Origin of the sequence: Caulobacter sp. 602-1, assembly GCF_003931565.1 — a bacterium.
Classification (GTDB): domain Bacteria; phylum Pseudomonadota; class Alphaproteobacteria; order Caulobacterales; family Caulobacteraceae; genus Caulobacter.
Genome location: NZ_RRYI01000002.1, coordinates 255,744 through 273,554 on the forward strand (window position 1 = coordinate 255,744; position 17,811 = coordinate 273,554).

Annotated in this window: 20 protein-coding genes; 8 read left to right on the top strand and 12 right to left on the bottom strand. The window is 67.5% G+C overall.

What is annotated here, in order from left to right; all coding sequences use genetic code 11:
* Positions 1-35 precede the first annotated feature (35 nt).
* The 6 genes from EIK80_RS06010 to EIK80_RS06035 all read right to left on the bottom strand — a co-directional run bounded on the left by EIK80_RS06010 (position 36) and on the right by EIK80_RS06035 (position 6,784).
* Positions 36-512, bottom strand: coding sequence for an OsmC family protein (locus EIK80_RS06010; protein ID WP_125156075.1), 477 nt, complete (start codon positions 510-512; stop codon positions 36-38).
* A gap of 63 nt (positions 513-575) precedes the next feature.
* A complete protein-coding gene (locus EIK80_RS06015; RefSeq protein WP_125156076.1) occupies positions 576-1,025 on the bottom strand; it encodes a MaoC family dehydratase in 450 nt (149 codons plus the stop codon).
* A 67-nt stretch (positions 1,026-1,092) separates the two neighbouring features.
* On the bottom strand, positions 1,093-2,427 hold the full coding sequence (locus tag EIK80_RS06020; protein WP_125156077.1) for an Nramp family divalent metal transporter: 1,335 nt from the start codon (positions 2,425-2,427) through the stop codon (positions 1,093-1,095).
* A 50-nt stretch (positions 2,428-2,477) separates the two neighbouring features.
* On the bottom strand, positions 2,478-3,491 hold the full coding sequence (locus EIK80_RS06025; protein ID WP_125156078.1) for a GSU2403 family nucleotidyltransferase fold protein: 1,014 nt from the start codon (positions 3,489-3,491) through the stop codon (positions 2,478-2,480).
* Between the two features lie 69 nt (positions 3,492-3,560).
* Positions 3,561-5,099 (bottom strand): acyl-CoA synthetase, encoded by a 1,539-nt coding sequence (locus EIK80_RS06030; protein ID WP_125156079.1) that lies wholly within the window; start codon positions 5,097-5,099, stop codon positions 3,561-3,563.
* Positions 5,100-5,116: 17 nt separating this feature from the next.
* Positions 5,117-6,784, bottom strand: coding sequence for a GMC family oxidoreductase (locus EIK80_RS06035; protein WP_125156080.1), 1,668 nt, complete (start codon positions 6,782-6,784; stop codon positions 5,117-5,119).
* 177 nt (positions 6,785-6,961) lie between these two features.
* Here EIK80_RS06035 and EIK80_RS06040 point away from each other — a divergent pair, with 177 nt between their 5' ends.
* Complete coding sequence (locus tag EIK80_RS06040; RefSeq protein WP_125156081.1) at positions 6,962-8,296, top strand: cytochrome P450; 1,335 nt, start codon at positions 6,962-6,964, stop codon at positions 8,294-8,296.
* Positions 8,297-8,300: 4 nt separating this feature from the next.
* On the opposite strand, the gene EIK80_RS06045 is transcribed toward EIK80_RS06040, so the two are convergent.
* Positions 8,301-9,725, bottom strand: coding sequence for a S41 family peptidase (locus EIK80_RS06045; RefSeq protein WP_125156082.1), 1,425 nt, complete (start codon positions 9,723-9,725; stop codon positions 8,301-8,303).
* Between the two features lie 123 nt (positions 9,726-9,848).
* Between EIK80_RS06045 and EIK80_RS06050 the strand changes: the two genes are divergently transcribed.
* From EIK80_RS06050 to EIK80_RS06065, 4 genes are all read left to right on the top strand, one after another.
* Complete coding sequence (locus EIK80_RS06050) at positions 9,849-10,733, top strand: crotonase/enoyl-CoA hydratase family protein (RefSeq protein WP_125156083.1); 885 nt, start codon at positions 9,849-9,851, stop codon at positions 10,731-10,733.
* An 84-nt stretch (positions 10,734-10,817) separates the two neighbouring features.
* Entirely contained in the window at positions 10,818-12,041 is a 1,224-nt protein-coding gene (locus EIK80_RS06055; RefSeq protein ID WP_125156084.1) for a DUF2336 domain-containing protein, read from the top strand.
* A gap of 229 nt (positions 12,042-12,270) precedes the next feature.
* Entirely contained in the window at positions 12,271-12,690 is a 420-nt protein-coding gene (locus EIK80_RS06060; protein WP_125156085.1) for a MucR family transcriptional regulator, read from the top strand.
* Positions 12,691-12,887: 197 nt separating this feature from the next.
* Entirely contained in the window at positions 12,888-13,382 is a 495-nt protein-coding gene (locus EIK80_RS06065) for a PAS domain-containing protein (RefSeq protein WP_125156621.1), read from the top strand.
* A 28-nt stretch (positions 13,383-13,410) separates the two neighbouring features.
* On the opposite strand, the gene EIK80_RS06070 is transcribed toward EIK80_RS06065, so the two are convergent.
* From EIK80_RS06070 to EIK80_RS06085, 4 genes are read right to left on the bottom strand one after another with little or no spacing between them, the layout of a single operon-like run.
* Complete coding sequence (locus EIK80_RS06070) at positions 13,411-14,046, bottom strand: glutathione S-transferase family protein (RefSeq protein ID WP_125156086.1); 636 nt, start codon at positions 14,044-14,046, stop codon at positions 13,411-13,413.
* A gap of 36 nt (positions 14,047-14,082) precedes the next feature.
* Entirely contained in the window at positions 14,083-14,994 is a 912-nt protein-coding gene (locus EIK80_RS06075) for a ribokinase (RefSeq protein WP_125156087.1), read from the bottom strand.
* Positions 14,995-15,020: 26 nt separating this feature from the next.
* Complete coding sequence (fliP, locus tag EIK80_RS06080) at positions 15,021-15,821, bottom strand: flagellar type III secretion system pore protein FliP (protein WP_125156088.1); 801 nt, start codon at positions 15,819-15,821, stop codon at positions 15,021-15,023.
* A complete protein-coding gene (locus EIK80_RS06085) occupies positions 15,821-16,129 on the bottom strand; it encodes a flagellar biosynthetic protein FliO (protein WP_125156622.1) in 309 nt (102 codons plus the stop codon). Before EIK80_RS06085 ends, fliP begins: the two co-directional genes overlap by 1 nt.
* Before the next feature lie 111 nt (positions 16,130-16,240).
* Here EIK80_RS06085 and flgB point away from each other — a divergent pair, with 111 nt between their 5' ends.
* From flgB to fliE, 3 genes are read left to right on the top strand one after another with little or no spacing between them, the layout of a single operon-like run.
* Positions 16,241-16,684 (top strand): flagellar basal body rod protein FlgB, encoded by a 444-nt coding sequence (gene flgB, locus EIK80_RS06090; protein WP_125156623.1) that lies wholly within the window; start codon positions 16,241-16,243, stop codon positions 16,682-16,684.
* A gap of 11 nt (positions 16,685-16,695) precedes the next feature.
* On the top strand, positions 16,696-17,115 hold the full coding sequence (gene flgC / locus EIK80_RS06095; RefSeq protein WP_099580657.1) for a flagellar basal body rod protein FlgC: 420 nt from the start codon (positions 16,696-16,698) through the stop codon (positions 17,113-17,115).
* A gap of 11 nt (positions 17,116-17,126) precedes the next feature.
* Entirely contained in the window at positions 17,127-17,438 is a 312-nt protein-coding gene (gene fliE, locus EIK80_RS06100) for a flagellar hook-basal body complex protein FliE (protein ID WP_125156089.1), read from the top strand.
* 107 nt (positions 17,439-17,545) lie between these two features.
* Here fliE and EIK80_RS26335 read toward each other — a convergent pair whose 3' ends face one another.
* Entirely contained in the window at positions 17,546-17,716 is a 171-nt protein-coding gene (locus tag EIK80_RS26335; protein ID WP_199743397.1) for a hypothetical protein, read from the bottom strand.
* Between the last annotated feature and the right edge of the window lie 95 nt (positions 17,717-17,811).

Consider the following 17,811-nt stretch of genomic DNA (forward strand, 5'->3'; position numbering starts at 1 on the left):
CCGGCGGCCGTTTCGCGTTTGGGTCGAGCCGTCCGTTAGTCGGCCGCTTCCTCGTAGGTCGCCGCATAGGTCACCGGGAAGTTCACCGATCTGGCGATGAAGCAGACCTTGTGGATCTCGTGATGGATGGCGTCGGCCTTGGCCAGGTCCGCGCCGCGTTCCACCCTGATGTGCGGCTTCAGAGTGGCGCTCAGGAAGCGGCCAGCGCCGTCGGGCGTGCTCTCGCCGACGCCGATCGGCTGGTCGCGGTAGCCGCGCACCACGATCCCGGCGACCGAGGCCAGGTGCAGGTACCACAGCATGTGGCAGGCGCTCAGCGAGGACAGCAGCAGGTCTTCGGGATTGTGCAGCGTCGGGTCGCCGCCCAGCAGCGGGTCGTTGGAACAGGGCACCGGCGGCTTGCCGGGCGTGGCGATGGTCCAGGTGCGGTCGTAGCCGCGATAGGTCTTCGTCCCCTGGCCCCGGTCGCCGGTCCATTCGATCAGGCTGGTATAGTCGTGTTGCTTGGCCATGAGACGCTCCTCGGACCGCTCGACGCTTAGCGCGATTCCGGCGGTCCGAGGGTCGTGGGCGACCTATGCTCCGTAGATCACCGAGATCGTCTCGGCCACGCAGGCCGGGCGCTCCTCGCCCTCGATCTCGATCGTGCATTCGTTCTTCATCTGCAGGCCGCCCGACTTGGGCTCGGCCGACAGCAGCTTCTGGCGCATGCGCACGCGCTTGCCGACCCGGACCATGCCGGTGAAGCGGACCTTGTCGCAGCCATAGTTGATGCCGCGCGTGACGCCGGTGACGCGCAGGATGTCCGCGCCCAGCATCGGGATCAGCGACAGGGTCAGGTAGCCGTGAGCGATGGGGCCGCCGATCTCCCGGGTGGCGCGCTCGACGTCGACGTGGATCCACTGGTGGTCGCCGGTGGCCTCGGCGAACAGGTTGACGCGCTCCTGGGTGACCTCGACCCAGTCTGACACGCCGATCTCCTGGCCGACCAGGCTGGCGACGTCGGCGTAGGCGACTTCCTTCATGATGTTTTCTCCCCAAAACGATCTGGCAAACAGTTGTTCGGATAGAGACCAGTCCGGACGTCGCGGGTCAACCGGAGAAGGTCGAAACCACCAGCCAGACATTCGCCGCCGAGATCACCACGAACAGGAACCACGCCACCGTCTTGGTCAGCCAGCCATTGGCGAAAACGCCCATCAGCGCCTTGTCGTCGGTGAAGCGCAGCAGCGGCCAGATGGCGAACGGCAGCTGGGCCGAGAGGACCACCTGGGTCAGCACCAGCAGCTTGCCGACCGAGTGTTCGCCCAGGGTCAGCACGCCGATCAGGGCCGGGACGATGGCCAGACCGCGGGTGATCAGTCGCCGCTGCCAGCAAGGGATTTTCAGGTCCAGGAAGCCCTCCAGGATCACCTGGCCGGCGATGGTGCCGGTGAAGGTCGAGCTCTGGCCCGAGGCGAACAGGGCGATGGCGAACAGCACGCCGGCCAGCGCGCCGCCGGTGACCGGGGCCAGCAGTTGTTGGGCCTCCTCGATGCCGGCCACCTCGGTCAGGCCCGAGCCGTGAAAGGCCGAGGCCGCCAGGATCAGGATGGCGGCGTTGATGAACAGCGCCAGCAACAGCGACACGACGGTGTCGAGGGTCGACAGGCGAAGGGCGGCCCGCTTGCCCGCCTCGTCGGCCGGCGTCACCCGGGTCTGAACGATCGCCGAGTGCAGGTAGAGGTTATGCGGCATGATCGTCGCGCCCAGGATGCCGATCGCCAGATAGAGGGCGTTGCCCTGCTTCAGCGCGTCCAGCGAGGGAACGAGACCCCGCGCGACGTCGCCGGCATTGGGCGGGGCCAGGATCAGCTGCACCGCGAAACAGATCCCGATCGTCGAGATCAGGCCCAGGATGATCGCCTCCAGCTGCCGGAAACCCTTGCCCTTGAGACCCAGCACGATGACCGTGTCCAAGGCGGTCAGCAGCACCCCGCCCCACAGCGGGATGCCCAGCAGCAGCTTGAAGGCCAGGGCGCTGCCCAGCACCTCGGCGATGTCGCAGGCGATGATGGCCAGTTCGGCCAGCAGCCACTGGACCTTGACCGTGCGTGGCCCGAACCGTTCGCGCGACATCCGCGCCAGGTCCTTGCCGGTGACCAGGCCCAGCCGCATCGACAGGGTCTGCAGCACGATCGCCGCCAGGCTCGACAGCACCACCACGAACAGCAGCGACGTTCCGTAGCGCGACCCGGCCTCGATGTCGGTCGCCCAGTTGCCGGGGTCCATGTAGCCGACGCTGACCAGCAGGCCAGGCCCCGCGACCCGCAGCATCCGCTTCCAGGCTGGCAGGCCGTCGGGGACGGTGACTGCGCCCCGAACTTCCGCCGGGCAGAACGGGGCGGTTGCGGTCTTGGGGAGGCGGTCGAGGAGAGCGGCGAGCATGGGCAAGCGTTAGCGTGGATTCGGCGGACGTATAGAACCAAAGGCGCGGCTTAGCGCTCCAACGCCGCGCGTGCGGTCTCGGGCAGCAGGCTGACGGCCTCGTCCAGCAGGGTCCGCCACGTCTCGCCGCGTTCACGAGCCTCGGCATAGGCGTCGCGGAGGGCGAAGGGGTCGTCCTGGGCCAGGGCTCCGATCAGCGCCGTCGCCTGTTCGAGGTCCTTCCGCCGCTTCGGGTTGGCCTGGCTGCGTTTGCGCGAGATGATCAGCTTGTGGACCGCGTAGCGCGCCGGGGCGGGAACGCGCACCAGCACGCCGTCGCCATGCAGCGCGGCGGCTTCGATGGTTTCTCGCAGCAAGAAATCGAGGAAGCGCAGGGGCGTGGCGTCTGTCTTTAATGCATCAAGGCGTGATGTCTCTTCGTCGCCTGCGTTCCGGCTGGTGGTCAGCACGTCGACCGCGTAGCCGTCGGGCGTGCGGTAGGTCGCGCTCTTGCTGGGATCCAGTTTGGGCACGGGCGAGAAGGCCGTGTCGGCTGCGCGCAGGACGTCCAGGAACGACCGGTCCAGGCCGTCGTCCAGCGCCATCGAGATCCCGTAGTCCTGGGCGATGTCGAGGTCGCCGGTCCGCACGGCCTGAGCAGGCAAGATGAAGCCGAGCAAGGCGCCGTAGGTCTGAAAGGCCACGGTGCCGACGATCGCCGCGCGCAGGCGGAAGACGCCAGCATGGGCCAAGGTTTGGAGGATGCGGCCCGTTCGGTCGTCCGGCGCATGAAGTCCGGACGCGCGCAGGGCGCGCACCAGCATGCGACGGCCCTCCGCGGCGTTCCTCAGGGACTTGGCACGCTCGATGGTTTCAAGCAATTCGGGGGTTTCGGGGCCCAGATACCGCTCGGGGCGCTCGCCATCCACCTGCCTCGACCGGACATACCAGTAGAAGCGCCCCTTGCGTTCGCGGCGTAGGAAGCTGGCGCCCTCGCCGAACTCGGCGATCTGCGCGGCGCGGAGCTGATCCAGCAGCTCTGCGACGTTCGTGTGGATCGCTAAGGGCAGGCGCTGAAGGGTCACGACATCACCGTTGCCACCACTTTCCATAGAGTGGTGGCAATTTGTCGGAAAATCAACAGAAAGGTGGACCTAGGCGATCCGGCTCTCGCCCTTGCCCCAATAGGCGTCGCGGATCAGGCGCTTGTAGAGCTTGCCGGTCGGGTGCCGGGGCAGTTCGGCCATGAAGTCGATCCGCCTGGGCGACTTCACGTGGCTGAGATTGGCGCGGGCGAAGGCCATCAGCTCGGCGGCCAGGGCGGTCTGATCCTCGGCGTGATCCATGGGCTGGATGACCGCCACGACCTTTTCGCCCATCTCCTCGCACGGCGCACCGACCACGGCGGCGTCGGCGACCTTGGGGTGGGTGATCAGCAGGTTCTCGATCTCCTGCGGATAGATGTTCACCCCGCCCGAGATGATCATGAAGCTCTTGCGGTCGGTCAGGTAGAGGAAGCCTTCCTCGTCCGCCCAGCCGACGTCGCCCAGCGTCGTCCAGCCGTGCTTGTTGTAGCTCTCGGCGGTCTTCTCCGGGGCGTTGTGATAGTTCACCGCCGGGCCGTTGGCGAAGTAGACCGCGCCCTCGGTGCGGGGCGGGACCGGGTCGCCGGCGTCGTCGCAGATCCGCAGTTCGCCCAGCACCGCCTGGCCGACGCTGCCCTTGTGGGTCAGCCAGTTCTCGGAGTTGATCCAGCAGAAGCCGTTGCCCTCGGTGCCGGCGTAGTACTCGTAGATCACCGGACCCCACCAGGCGATCATCTGCTCCTTGACCGGGATGGGGCAGGGGGCGGCCGCGTGGACCGCGGACTTCATCGACGACACGTCGTACCTGGCGCGGACCTCTTCCGGCAGCTTCAGCATCCGCACGAAGTGGGTCGGGACGAACTGGCCGCAATTGACCTTGTGCCGCTCGATCAGGGCCAGAGCGGTCTCGGGATCGAACTTCTCCAGCACGATCACCGTGCCGCCCAGCTTGTGGACGGTCATGCACCAGCGCAGCGGGGCGGCGTGGTAGAGCGGGGCGGGCGAGATGTAGACGCTATCGCCGGAAAAGCCGAACAACCCCTGGGCCATCATCTGCAAGGCGTTGGGCGCGTCGATCGGGCCGCCGTTCAGGGCCGGCTTCACGCCCTTGGGGCGGCCGGTTGTGCCGGACGAGTAGAGCATGTCCGAACCGGCGCTCTGGTCGGCGATCGGCGTGGTCGGCTCGCCGGCGCGGGCCGTCTCGAAGTCGGCATAGGCGCCGTGCGTTCCGCCGACCGAGAACAGGGTCAGGTCGGGGACCAGCCGGGCCACCTCGTCGATCAGCGGGCCCATGGCGGTGGAGGTGATGAACACCTTCGCCCCGCAGTCCTTGAGGATATATTCGACCTCGGCGGCGGTCAGCTTGGTCGAGACGCAGACGAAGTAGAGCCCCGCACGCTGCGCCGCCCAGGCGACCTCGAAGAAGCGGGCGTTGTTCTCCATCAGGATGGCGATGACGTCGCCTTGCTGCAGGCCGAGCGACCGGAACAGGTGCGCGCCCTGGTTCGAGCGCTGGTCCAGCTGGGCGTAGGTCACGACCTCGCCGGAGCCGGCCATGATGTAGGCGGGCTTGTCGCCCTGGGTCTGGGCGTGGAGGTAGGGGTGCATGTCCGGGACCTCTTCGCTCAGGCGGTGACGGGCGCGCGGGCGGCTTCGCGGATCATGTCGCTGGCCTTTTCGGCGATCATGATCGTGGGAGCGTTGGTGTTGCCGGAGACGAGGCGCGGCATGACCGAGGCGTCGACGACGCGCAGGCCCTCGACCCCGCGCACGCGCAGCTGGGCGTCGACCACGGCCATCACGCCCTGGCCCATCTGGCACGTGCCGACCGGGTGGTAGATCGTCGAGCCGGAGAGGCGGGCATAGGCCAGCAGCTGCTCGTCGGTCGTGAACTCGCCGCCCGGATTGATCTCGCTCTCGACATAGGGCGACAGCGCTGCGGCCTGGCCGATCTTGCGCGCCCACTTCAGGCCCGCCACGGCGACTTCCTGGTCCAGAGGATCGGCCAGGTAGTTGGCGAAGATGGTCGGGTAGACGCTCGGATCCGCCGACTTGATCCGCACGTGTCCGCGACTCTCGGGACGCAGCTGGCAGGGGGCGATGGTCAGGCCGGGGGCGTTCTCCAGCTCCATCTTCTGTTCGTTGACCAGCTTGTCCAGGTCCATGGTCGCGGGAAGGATGTGGAACTGGATATCCGGCCCAGCCAGGTCCGGACGCGACTTGCAGAACGCGGCGATGTGCGCGGCCGACAGGGTCAGAAGGCCCTTGCGCTGGAAGAGGTAGCGCAACGCCTCGCCGGCCAGCCGGCCGCCCTTGGACTGCTCGTTGACCGAGACCACGCCGGCTTTCAGCCTATAGCGCACGCTCATCACGTAGTGGTCCTGCAGGTTCTCGCCGACGCCGGGCAGATCCCGGATTACGGGGACGCCGTTGCGGATCAGCAGTTCGGCGGGGCCGACACCCGACAGCTGCAGCAGCTGCGGCGAGTTGATCGCGCCGCCGGCCAGGATGACCTCGGCCCGCGCCTTGGCCACGCGCTGGACGCCGTTCTGGGTGAACTCGACGCCGACCGCGCGCTTGCCCTCGAACAGCACCTTGCCGGCCAGGGCGTTGGTCTCGACCCGGAGGTTGGGGCGGTTCATCGCCGGGTGCAGATAGGCCACCGCGGCCGAGCAGCGCTGGCCGTTCTTGACCGTCAGCTGGTAGTAGGTCGCGCCCTCCTGCGAGACGCCGTTGACGTCGTCGTTGCGCGGGATGCCGGCCTGCTCGCAGGCCTCGATCACCGCGTTCGAGATCGGGTTCTTCTCGGTGACGTCCGAGACGTTCAGCGGTCCGCCCGTGGCGTGCCAGTCGCTTTCGCCGCGTTCCTGGTGCTCGGCGCGGCGGAAGTAGGGGGCGACGTCATCCCAGCCCCAGCCCTCGCAACCCAACTGCCGCCAGCCGTCATAGTCGGCGTGCTGGCCGCGGATATAGAGCAGGCCGTTGATCGAGGACGAACCGCCCAGCACCTTGCCGCGCGGCCAGACGTGGGTCCGGCCGCCGGTGCCGGGGTCCGGTTCGGTCTGGTAGAGCCAGTTGACCTTGGGATCCTTCAGCGTCGACGAGTAGCCGACCGGGATGTGGATCATCAGGTTCGAGGCGAACTGGGACAGGTTCTTGGTCGGACGATCGTCGCCGCCGGCTTCCAGCAGCACGACCTTGAACTTGCCGCCCTCGGACAGCCGCGCGGCCAGCACGCAGCCGGCCGAGCCCGCGCCCACGACGACGTAGTCGACCTCGATGATCCCGGTCATCGCTTCTCTCCCATTAGCCGTTCGCGTGTGCCCCGCGTGATCGGCGTTAAGTTGGAGGATGCGCCCAGGATCCGGGATCGCGCAAGTTGCCGTCGCGGCGCCGTTGGTTGGGCGAGTTTCCGGGTTATCGTCGGCCGAAAGAACGGCGTTTATGGAAGCGCCCTTGGGAGGCGTGATATGGACCTGATCAGCCAGACTGTCGTGGATGGCGTCGCCGGGCCCGGTGCGCCGCCGACCTATCCGACGCTTGGCGGGGTCGATCTCGCCGACATCTTCCGCTTCACCAAGGGCCAGCCCTGGGCCGACTTCGCGCGCATGCGGACCGATGCGCCGGTGATGTGGCATCCGGAGCCGTTCGACGGACCGGGCTTCTGGGCCCTGACGCGCTACGAGGACGTCCAGCGGGTCAATGGCGACCCGGAGACCTTCTCGTCACAGCGCGGCGGCATCCTGATGTCGATGGGCTCGCCCGAGAAGCGCCACGCCCTCCTGTTCCGGGCGTCGATGGACACCATGATCAATCTGGACGCGCCGCATCACCTGCAGCTGCGTCGTGAGCACATGCCCTATTTCACCCCGGCCTATCTGCGCGGCCTGACCGAGCGGGTGCGGGCCGAGGTGACGCGCCTGCTGGACGCCATGGAGCCGCTGCTGGCCGATGGCGCCGAGATCGACATGGTCGAGCACTTCTCCTCGCACCTGCCGCTGTTCACCCTGTGCGAGATCCTGGGCGTTCCGCCCGAGGACCGGCCCAAGTTCCTCAAGTGGATGCACTATCTGGAGCGCGCCCAGGACCTGGCCGTCCAGAACGCCGCCGCTCCCGTCGCCCCGACGCTGGAGCTGATGCAGTTCGTCCAGGACTTCAACAACGGCGTTGAGGAGATGTTCGACTACGGCCGCATGATGCTGAAGAAGCGCCGCGAAGACCCGCAGGAAGACCTGATGACCGCGATCGCCCGCGCCCAGGTCGACGGCGCTCTGCTGGCCGACGAATATCTCGACGGCTCGTGGCTGCTGATCGTCTTCGCCGGCAACGACACCACCCGCAACACTCTGTCGGGCGCCATGAAGCTGCTGACCGAGTTTCCGGACCAGAAGCAGCGGCTGATCAGCGATCCGTCGCTGCTGCCCGGCGCTGTCGACGAATTCATCCGCATGGTGAGCCCGGTGATCTACATGCGCCGCACGGCCACCGCCGATGTCGAGGTCAACGGCCAGCTGATCCGCGAGGGCGAGAAGGTCGTCATGTACTACGGCGCCGCCAACCGCGACCCGGCCATGTTCGAGAATCCTGACCAGCTGGACGTTACGCGCGCCAACGCGGCCAAGCACATCGCCTTCGGCTATGGCCCCCACACCTGCATCGGCAAGCGCGTGGCCCAGATCCAGCTGGAGGAGGCCTACCGCCAGATCCTGGCCCGTTTCCCGGACCTGAACTGGACAGGAAACATCGAGATCGCGCCGAACAACTTCGTGCACGCGATCAGTAAGCTGGGCGTGAAGCGGGGCTAACCGGCTACCGGACCGCCGAGGGAATCCAGGCTTCCAGGGCCTTGGTGTCGCTGATGTCTCCCGTGAACGCGATGTCCGGGCTGTACGGCCCGATCATGGGCGGCGAGGAGACGGCGGCCTTCTGCATGGTGGTGAAGCGGCCCAGTCCCGAAGGCAGGTCGATCGCCCGCACCTCCATGTAGCGGGTCGGCGCGTTGGTGGCCGTCCCGACCTGGATCGCGCCTAGGCTCCTCAAGCGCTTGACCACCAGCGGGCAGGAGCTGAAGCAGGCCACGTCAGTGACCACGACCAGCTTGCCCGCGAACAGCGGATGGGCGGGAGGCGGCGCGCGCCGCTCGACCACTTCACAGCCGTCGACCGGACCTGTCAGGGGCTGGCCGGCGGCCAGGGCGGCGTCCATGCGCGCGGCTTCCATGCGCCAGGCGTCGGCGTCGTCGGCGAACTTGGCGGCGTAGAGGTCCAAGGTCTTGCGGTTGTCCGGCGAGGCCCGCCAGACGGGCGCGCAGGCGCGGCCGCTCCCGCCGCTACGAACCTGCTTCAGCGGGGCCTCGCCCAGGAGGATCTCGGCCAGGCGGTCGCCATAGAGCGAGTTGCCGCCGCCGTTGCCGCGCAGATCGATCACCACCAGCGGCGCGGTGCGAAGTTGCGCCTGCCGGGCCTTGGCCGCGTCCAGCACGGCAGGGGCGGAATCGTTCAGGGACTCCATCGCGATCCACCAGGCCTGGCCCACCTGGCGCACGCCGAAGCCGGCATGACCAAAGAACTTCCGCTCATCGCGGATCCGCTGCAGGTCGGCAGGCGTCGCGGGGCGGTAGGCCAGGGTGTGTTCCAGCATATGGCCCTCGGCCTGGAAGCGGCAGGTCCTGGGGCGGGAGATGAAGGGGTTGCCGTCGTCCAGTACGACCCAGATAGAGTTGATGGTCAGCTGGGCGTCGATGTCCGGGTCGGGCACGCGGTCGGCAGTGCGCTGGCGTAACAGCGCCGGGGCCGGGACGCCGTCGCAGTCCACGAGCTTCGCGCCGGCCGGCGGCGCCCCGGGGCCGGTGATGGTCACCAGCAGGTCCTGGCCCTGGCGCGTGACGACGAAGCCCGGCCAGGCCTTCAGCTGGCCGCCGCCGGACTTCGCCCATGCGATGTGGTCGTCGCCGAGACCGGCTGCGAATCCGCGCAGCACGGCGGCCATGCCGTCGGCGTCCTCGACCTTGTCCAGTCGCGCGGTCGCCTTCGCCAGGCTGGCGTCGAAGCGGGCGACAAAGTCCTTGTCGCCGATCGCCGGGACCATGGCCGGATGGTTGTCGCGGATCAGGCCGGCGGCCGAGGCGAGGTCGGCGCGCGTCAGCGCCTTCCAGTCCTGGGCAGCGGCCGTCGAACACGGCTCCGTCATCGCCAGGGCGATCGCCGCCAGCGCCCAAGCACCGAGACGTTTCATGAAGATCTCCCCTCGCGGCAACTTGCGGTCGTGAAAAGTTGTTTGCAAGGTTCTCTCGGTCATACGATCGTTTGAAGCGACGAGAGTCGATCCGCGAGCGACCAAAAGGCCAGGGAGGCCGCCATGTCCAATCCGACCTTTGAGACCCTGCTGTATGACGTCGAGGACGGGATCGCGACGATCACCCTGAACCGTCCGGAGCGGATGAACGCCTTCACCGCCCGGATGATGAAGGACCTGCTGGAGGTGCTGGACGTCACCGACGCCGACGACGCGGTTAAGGTGGTGATCATGACCGGCGCTGGGCGGGCGTTCTGCGCCGGCGCGGATCTCGGCGCTGGCGGAGCCACCTTCGACCGCACCTCGCCCCAGGCGCTGGAGCGTGAAGAGGGCAAGGTCGGCGACATCTATCGCGACGGCGGCGGTCGCGTGACCCTGCGGATGTACGACAGCCTCAAGCCGATCATCGGCGCGATCAACGGCGCTGCGGTGGGCGTCGGCGTGACCATGCAGCTGCCGATGGACATTCGCCTGGCCTCGACCGAGGCCAAGTTCGGCTTCGTCTTCGCCCGCCGGGGCATCAATCCGGAAGCCGCGTCAAGCTGGTTCCTGCCGCGCCTGGTCGGACTGCAGACGGCGCTGGAGTGGTGCTACACCGGCCGCGTGTTCCCGGCGTCGGAAGCTCTGGAGAAGGGTCTCGTCCGCTCGCTGCACGCGCCCGAGGATCTGCTGCCCGCCGCCCGCGCCCTGGCGCGCGAAATCGCCGACAACACCGCCCCCGTCTCGGTCGCCCTGACCCGGCAGCTGCTGTGGCGCATGGCTGGCGCCTCGCATCCCATGGAGGCCCACAAGGCCGACAGCCGAGCGATCCAGTCGCGGGGTTCGTCCGGCGACGCCAAGGAGGGCGTGACCTCGTTCCTCGAAAAGCGCGCGCCGGTCTATCCCAACAAGGTCTCGACCGACCTGCCGGACATCTGGCCGGAATGGGAGGAGCCCCAGTTCCGCTAAGCGAGATCCGCCAAGCGCGTCTTGGTGAGTTTGTCGCGCCCTTCGCTCACCAGCCGTTAAGCACGATCTGATCTTGTCGATGCGATGAGCGAGCCCGCGTCCCTGTCGTCGTTTCCCGAGCCGGAGGCCCCGAGGGCCGCGCCGCGCTCGCGCACGGCCCTGCTGAAGCGGCTGGCCGACGTGGTCTGCCTGCCGACCAGCCGGATCAACGCCTTCGAGCGATCGATGACCGCCGACCTGCTGGTCGAGATGCTGCGCGACGCCAATGTCGGCGAGCGCGAGAGGGTCGCCCGCCGCCTGGCCACGCTGGTCGAGATCCCGGGCGTGCTGGCCCGGCTGCTGATGCGCGACGAGCTGCCGGTGGCCCGCGCCCTGCTGGTCGAGGCCGAGAGGCTGTCGGACGCCGACCTGATCGCCTGTCTCTACCAGTCGACCACCGATCACCGCCGCCTGATCGCCAAGCGGCGCGGCGTCAGCGAAGTGGTGGCCGACGCGCTGATCGACATGGGCGAGGGGGCCGTCATCGAGACCCTGCTGCGCAATGAGCTGGTCAGGTTCAGCCACCAGGGCGTCGAGAACATCGTCGCCGCCACGCGCGACGCCCAGTACCTGATCCCGCTGCTGCTGCGCCGGCCGGAACTGCGGCCCAGCCACGCCTACGTCATGTTCTGGTGGGCCGACGCCGAGGCGCGCAAGACGATCCTCCAGCGCTTCGCGGTGTCGCGAGAGATCCTGCAGGAGGCGGTTGGCGACGTCTTCGCCCTGGCCTCGGCCGAAGGCTGGCAGGACCCGCTGTCGCGCAAGGCGCTGCAGTTCATCGAACGCCGCCAGCGCAACCGCGCCGCCATCGCCAAGAGCCCCTATGGCAGCCTGGACGAGGCGGTGGCGGCCGGCGAGGCGGGCATCACCCGCGAGATCGCCGAGGAGATTTCGTACCTCTCGGGCCTGAAGCCGATGACCGGCGCCAAGATCTTCACCGATCCGGGCGGGGAGCCGCTGGCCATTCTGTGCAAGGCCACCGGTCTGCCGCGCGCCTGCGTGCGCCAGCTGTGGCGCGGGCTGCGACGCCAGGAAATCGACGTCGGCGGTCAGGTCGATCAAGCCCTGGAGCGGGTGCTTACCGTCTATGACACCATCGCCGTCGACCGCGCCCAGACGGTGCTGCGCTACTGGAACTGGTCGCTGACCTCGGCCCTGACGCCGGCCCTGCTGAAGGCTATCCGCGACGGCGACGAAGCGGCTGTTGACGAATACTCGGCGCCGCAGCGCGCGGCGATGCTGGCTCTGTCCCGCGACTTCGGTCGTTAATTTCGGGATATCTTCGGTATCTCAATATGTTCGCTGGACGTCGTTCAGGAACTCAATATGCGGGACACAACCTCTGGCCGGTCATGTCCTTCTCACGAACACTGGAAGATTACGTACGATCTCTTTGTAGAGGCCGTATTGCCGGGCGCCTGCAATCTTTGTATGCAGCCCTCGACTGATCCAGGAATCAGCTGCATCAACAAAAAGATTGTCGACGGGCGAGGCTATGATGGAAGATCAATCCGACCTGATCGAGATGACCGCGGGCATCGTTTCGGCCTATGTCGGCAACAATGTGGTCGCCACGGCTGACCTTCCCGCGCTGATCCAGCAAGTTCACGCCGCCCTCGCCACCGTCGGTTCGCCGGCGGCCGAGCCCGCGCCCGCTCCGAAGGAGCCCGCGGTCGCCGTCAGGAAATCGATCACCCCGGATTTCCTGATCTGCCTGGAAGACGGCCGGAAGTTCAAATCGCTGAAGCGCCACCTGCGCACCAAGTACGACATGACCCCGGAAGAGTACCGGGCGAAGTGGAATCTGCCCAAGGATTACCCGATGGTGGCGCCGAACTACGCCGAGGCGCGTTCGAACCTCGCCAAGCAGATGGGCCTGGGCCAGGGCGGCCGCAAACCCGCCCGCAAGACGAAATAGCCGAGTCGGAACAAAAGCTTGGCCTTAGGGCCGCTCTGAAGATCGCAGCGCCCGTCGTCCGGATCCGGACGGCGGGCGTACTCGTTGGTGATTGACTCTCCGTGGGAATCTTGTCGCGCGACATGTTTTTCGCTTGCCGCCGATTCGTTCCTTAAGCGATAGTGAATCGAAGTGATTCCAAGGGCTTGTTAAGGACTCTGAAGATGTCCGCGCAACTGAGCGCATCCGCTACGGCGGCCCGCGCTCACCAGGAGATGTTCGCCTACTGGGCGTCCCTCCGTCGGGGGGCGAACCTCCCCGCGCGCGTCGACCTGCATCCCACGAGCATGAAGCGGCTGCTGCCGACGGTGTCGTTGATTGACGTCGTCAACCAGCCGCGCGACTACCGGCTGCGCCTGGCCGGCACCGGCCTCTACGGCGTGTATGGCCGTGAGATCACCGGCCGGATGATCGGCGACGTCTACAACAAGGACGCCTTCGACTATTGGCGCAGGGAGCTGGACAAGGTGGTCGACGAGCGCCGTCCCGGCGTCGGCGTCCACAGCCTGGCCTGGCGCGGCGCTCCGCACATGTCGATCCTGTGGCTGCGCCTGCCTCTGGCCAGCAACGGCAAGGACGTCGACATGATCCTCGGCTATGACGCCGTGGTCGGCGCGGCGTCCGAGGGCTTCTCGGGGATCCGGGCGGCCTGAGGCCTGGGCTTCGGCGGGGCGGGGGCGGTTAGCCGAGCCGAACCAGGTGGCGCAAGCCCTCCTCCATCTCCTCGATCACCCGTCCCACATGGGGATCCCGCCCCGATAGCCGGCTATAGGTCTCGGTGAGCGAACCGGCTTCGATCAGGTCCATCCCGAGGCGCTCGGCCGTCACGCGGATCGCGAAGAGCGCGGGCGCGAGGGCGCAGTCGGCGATCGTGAGGCGATCGCACAGGGCGTATCGCGGCCCTTTCAGCAGGCCATCAAGCATGGCGACGCCGTCCAGCAGGTCCTCGACGGCCCGACGGGCGTTGGCGTCTTCGACGCCAGGCCGGGCGAGAACCACCATCGGCGGCATCAGGTACAGGTCGACGTGCCGCACCAGGAGTCTGGCCATCGCCCGGTCGAAGGCGTCGACGGGCATCAGGGTCGGCGCTTCCGGAAACCGTTCCTCCAGATAGTCGAGCAGGACCGCCGACTCCCAGATCGGGCCGCGGTCGTCGAGCAGGACCGGGATGCGACCGGTCGGGCTGAGGTCCCGAAAGCGGCGGCTCTCGCGCCAGTCCGCCGGCGGGGGGACCAGGTCGATCGGCAGGCCCTTGGCGTAGATCGCGATGCGGACCCGCGCCGCGAAGGGCGATACCGGTAGGCTGATCAACTCCATGCGCGGGCTCCAATCAGCTTCGGCGATCAGAGGGTCTCACCCCTCCAGAAACGCCTCGACCTCGCGGCGGGACGGCATCGACGGCGCGGCGCCGGCCTTCTGCACCGAGAGGGCGGCGGCGGCGTTGGCCAGCTCTACGGCCTCGCGCAGGTCCATGCCCGAGGCCAGGGCCGCGCACAGGCTGCCACAGAAGCAGTCGCCGGCCCCGACGGTGTCGATGGCCTTCACCTTCTTGCCCTCGACCAGGAAGGCCTCATCGCGGCGCACGGCGGCGACGCCGGTCGATCCCAGGGTGACGATGATCGTCTGGTCGGGCCGGCTCATCAGCTTGCGGGCCGCCACCGAGACCTCTTCCAGGCGCACCGGTTCGCGGTCCAGCTTGGCGTAGCTGGCCAGTTCGGTCTGGTTGACGATCAGGACATCGGTCAACGGGAACAGGGCCGCGCCCTGCGGCAGGGCCGGTGCGGCGTTCAGCACGCGCAGCGCGCCCTTGGCCGCGCCCAGGCGGAACAGGGCCTCGATGGCCACGGGCGGGGTCTCCAACTGGCAGAGCAGCACCCGCTGGCCCTCGATCGCCGTGGCGGCGACATGCTGGGCCGTGATCGTGGCGTTGGCGCCGGCGGTGACCACGATCATGTTCTCGGCGTTGTTGGCGACCCAGACGTGGGCCTGACCGGTCGGCACGCCATCCAACTCCATGACGTCGGCGACCTGCACGCCATAGCCGGCCAGCTTGGCCTTGAGGCCGACGCCGCTGTCGTCGCCGCCCACGGCGCCCATCAGCCGCGTGGGCACGCCCATGCGCGCGGCGGCGACCGCCTGGTTGGCGCCCTTGCCGCCGAGATAGAGTTCCAGGGAGGTGCCCGCCACGGTCTCGCCGGGTCTTGGCAGGTCATCGACCCGCGCCACGGCGTCCAGATTGATCGAGCCCAGGACAAAAACAGTCATGTCGTACGTCTTCTAGCTAAATGCGCCTAACCGCCGCCGCCCCGTTGGAAGCTCTCCACGAGACTGCCCGCCACGAGTCGCCAGCCGTCCACTAGCACGAAGAAGATTAGTTTGAAGGGGAGGCTGATGGTCGCCGGCGGCAGCATCATCATGCCCATGCTCATCAGCACGCTGGCCACCACCAGGTCGATGACCAGGAACGGGATGAACAGCAGGAAGCCAATCTCGAACGCGCGCTTCAGCTCCGAGATCATGAAGGCGGGGGTGACCACCTTCATTGGAAGGTCCTGCACGTTGTTGGTTTGCGGGACCTTCGACAGGCGGACGAACAGGGCCAGGTCCTCGCGGCCGACCTGCTTCAGCATGAACTGCTTCACCGGACCGCTGGCCTGGTCGAAGGCCTCGGGCAACTCGATCTGATGGTCCAGCAGCGGCTTGATGCCCGCGTCGTACGAGCGCTCGAAGGTCGGCCCCATGACGATGGCGGTCAGGAACAGGGCCAGGCTGATGATCACCGGGTTCGGCGGGCTCTGCTGGATGCCGATGGCCGTGCGCAGCAGACCCAGCACCACCACGATCCGCACGAACGAGGTGGTCATGATCACGATCGACGGGGCCAGGGACAGCACCGTCATCAGGCCGACCAGCTGAACGACCCGGTCGGTCAGGCCGGCCCCGGTGCCCAGGTTGATGTTCACAGCCGACTGGGCCATGGCCGCGGCCGGCATGACCCCGAAGGCGATGGCGGCCAGCACCGAGATGATCGCGGCGCGGCGGAGATCCTCCGGCCGGGCGCCCGTCACGGTCTTGATCAGGTCGCGGATCATCAGGCCACGGGCTCCGGGGTGGGGGCGGGGACTTCGACGACGGGGCGCGGTTGCGGAATCCAGTCCAGCAGCTTGCCATCGCCCAGCAGCACGAGGCGCTCCTCGCCATCCAGGTTGACGATCACCAGGCGGCGCGTGGGGTCCAGGGCCAGGCTCTCGACGATCCTCAGGCGGCGGTCCTGGCGCGCGGCGATGGCGCGGCCGATGGCGTCCGGGCCGTACTTGCGCATCGCCCAGGCGGCCAGGCCGATCAGGCCCAGGGTCACGGCCAGGGCGGCGAGGGCGCGGATGAACTCGATGATGTCGATCATGGCCGCCCAAAAGCGAGACAACTTGGCGCAGGCGGAAGGCCTCGCTCATCCTGGTGTGCCTGAGGGTTCTTAATGCCGAATTAACCCTGTTTCTTCACCATGATCGCCATGGGTCCGGACGACATTCCTCTCTTCGGCATGCTCAAGAGCCGCCTCGGTTATCTGACCGAGCGCCAGAAGCTTGTCGCCCAGAACGTCGCCAACGCCGACACGCCCGGCTATCGCCCGCGCGATCTCAAGGCTTACAGCTTCCAGGCCTCGCTGATGAACCAGGGTTCGGGCGCGGTCTATCGCGGCGGGCGCGCGGCGCCGACCTCGGGCGTCCAGATGATGGCGACCTCGGCCGCCCACATGGCCCCGTCGAACGCGCCCAGCGCCTGGCGGTCGACGGCGGGCGTCGATTCGGAAGTCACCCTCGACGGCAACGCGGTGTCGCTCGAGGACCAGATGCTCAAGATGACCGACGCGCGGATGAACTACGACGCGGCGATCAGCTTCTACCAGAAGTCCATGAACATGCTGCGCCAGGCCGCGCGCAAGCCAAACGGCTAGGGGACTAGGCGATGCCCGAGATCAAATCCAATTCGCTGGCGACCATGGCCGTGGCCTCCTCGGCCCTTCGCGCCCAGCAGGGCCGCATGCGGGTCATCGCCGAGAACATAGCCAACGCCAACTCCACCGCGCGCACCGCCGGCGGCGATCCCTACCGCCGCCAGGTGCCGGTGTTCAAGCCGACCAAGGTCCAGGGCGCCGAGGGCGTGCAGATGCTGCGCGTCGATCCCGACCAGAGCGAGTTCAAGACCGAGTATGAACCCGGCAACCCGGCCGCCGACGCCAAGGGCTACGTCAAGCTGCCCAACGTCAACACGCTGGTCGAGGCGCTGGACATGAAGGAGGCGCAGCGCGCCTACGAAGCCAACCTCAATGTGATCGAGACCGCGCGGTCGATGGAATCGCGCACCCTCGACATCCTCAAGAAGTAAGGGGCTAGGCCATGATCACCGCGCTCGCCGCCGCCAAGGCCTATGCTTCTCAAGGCGCCATGGGCGTCGGTTCGATCGGCTCGATCGGCGGCTCCGAGAAGAAGGGCATGGACTTCGGCGACATGCTGAAGTCGGCCATGGAAGGCGCGGCCAAGACCTCCAAGGTCGCCGAAACCAAGATCGCCGACCAGGTGGCCGGCAAGGCCGAGCTGGTCGACGTCGTCACCGCCATCAGCTCGGCCGAGGCCAGCCTGGAGACGGTGATGGCCGTGCGGGATCAGGTGATCTCAGCCTATCAGGAAATCATGCGGATGCCGATCTAAGGCGTCCGCCTCTTCATTCCGTCTCAAAAGAAGGGCCGCGTCCGGGGAGGACGCGGCCCAGTTTGTTTCGGGGGAGAAGATGGAAACGCTACGCTTACTGAACAAACTCAGAGATGCAGGAACGCCTTGGCGACCGTGAACAGGCCGCCCCAGACGATGACGTTCAGCACCGAGGCCAGCAGAACCGCGAAACCCAGCGGCCACTGACGGCCAGACCCCTTGGCGGGCCGGCGGACAGGACGCGGATCGAACGGACGGGCTTGAGACGCAACGGTCATGACGGGCTCCTTAACCATGACCCCATGGTCGAGATTGACTCGGCCTTCGCGAACCGGGCGACCTGTCGCGCGCCGCCTTGTCGCACCCAGCCGTT

Excerpts from the sequence above, each read along its gene's own strand:
- EIK80_RS06060 (WP_125156085.1), top strand. The coding sequence starts at position 12,271 with ATGGAAGATCAATCCGACCTGATCGAGATGACCGCGGGCATCGTTTCG.
- fliP (WP_125156088.1), bottom strand. The coding sequence starts at position 15,821 with ATGATCCGCGACCTGATCAAGACCGTGACGGGCGCCCGGCCGGAGGAT.
- EIK80_RS06030 (WP_125156079.1), bottom strand. The coding sequence starts at position 5,099 with ATGCACCCCTACCTCCACGCCCAGACCCAGGGCGACAAGCCCGCCTAC.
- EIK80_RS06045 (WP_125156082.1), bottom strand. The coding sequence starts at position 9,725 with ATGAAACGTCTCGGTGCTTGGGCGCTGGCGGCGATCGCCCTGGCGATG.
- EIK80_RS06020 (WP_125156077.1), bottom strand. The coding sequence starts at position 2,427 with ATGCTCGCCGCTCTCCTCGACCGCCTCCCCAAGACCGCAACCGCCCCG.
- EIK80_RS26335 (WP_199743397.1), bottom strand. The coding sequence starts at position 17,716 with ATGACCGTTGCGTCTCAAGCCCGTCCGTTCGATCCGCGTCCTGTCCGC.
- EIK80_RS06040 (WP_125156081.1), top strand. The coding sequence starts at position 6,962 with ATGGACCTGATCAGCCAGACTGTCGTGGATGGCGTCGCCGGGCCCGGT.
- EIK80_RS06035 (WP_125156080.1), bottom strand. The coding sequence starts at position 6,784 with ATGACCGGGATCATCGAGGTCGACTACGTCGTCGTGGGCGCGGGCTCG.
- flgC (WP_099580657.1), top strand. The coding sequence starts at position 16,696 with ATGCCCGAGATCAAATCCAATTCGCTGGCGACCATGGCCGTGGCCTCC.
- fliE (WP_125156089.1), top strand. The coding sequence starts at position 17,127 with ATGATCACCGCGCTCGCCGCCGCCAAGGCCTATGCTTCTCAAGGCGCC.
- EIK80_RS06050 (WP_125156083.1), top strand. The coding sequence starts at position 9,849 with ATGTCCAATCCGACCTTTGAGACCCTGCTGTATGACGTCGAGGACGGG.
- EIK80_RS06075 (WP_125156087.1), bottom strand. The coding sequence starts at position 14,994 with ATGACTGTTTTTGTCCTGGGCTCGATCAATCTGGACGCCGTGGCGCGG.
- EIK80_RS06015 (WP_125156076.1), bottom strand. The coding sequence starts at position 1,025 with ATGAAGGAAGTCGCCTACGCCGACGTCGCCAGCCTGGTCGGCCAGGAG.
- EIK80_RS06070 (WP_125156086.1), bottom strand. The coding sequence starts at position 14,046 with ATGGAGTTGATCAGCCTACCGGTATCGCCCTTCGCGGCGCGGGTCCGC.
- EIK80_RS06055 (WP_125156084.1), top strand. The coding sequence starts at position 10,818 with ATGAGCGAGCCCGCGTCCCTGTCGTCGTTTCCCGAGCCGGAGGCCCCG.
- EIK80_RS06010 (WP_125156075.1), bottom strand. The coding sequence starts at position 512 with ATGGCCAAGCAACACGACTATACCAGCCTGATCGAATGGACCGGCGAC.
- flgB (WP_125156623.1), top strand. The coding sequence starts at position 16,241 with ATGGGTCCGGACGACATTCCTCTCTTCGGCATGCTCAAGAGCCGCCTC.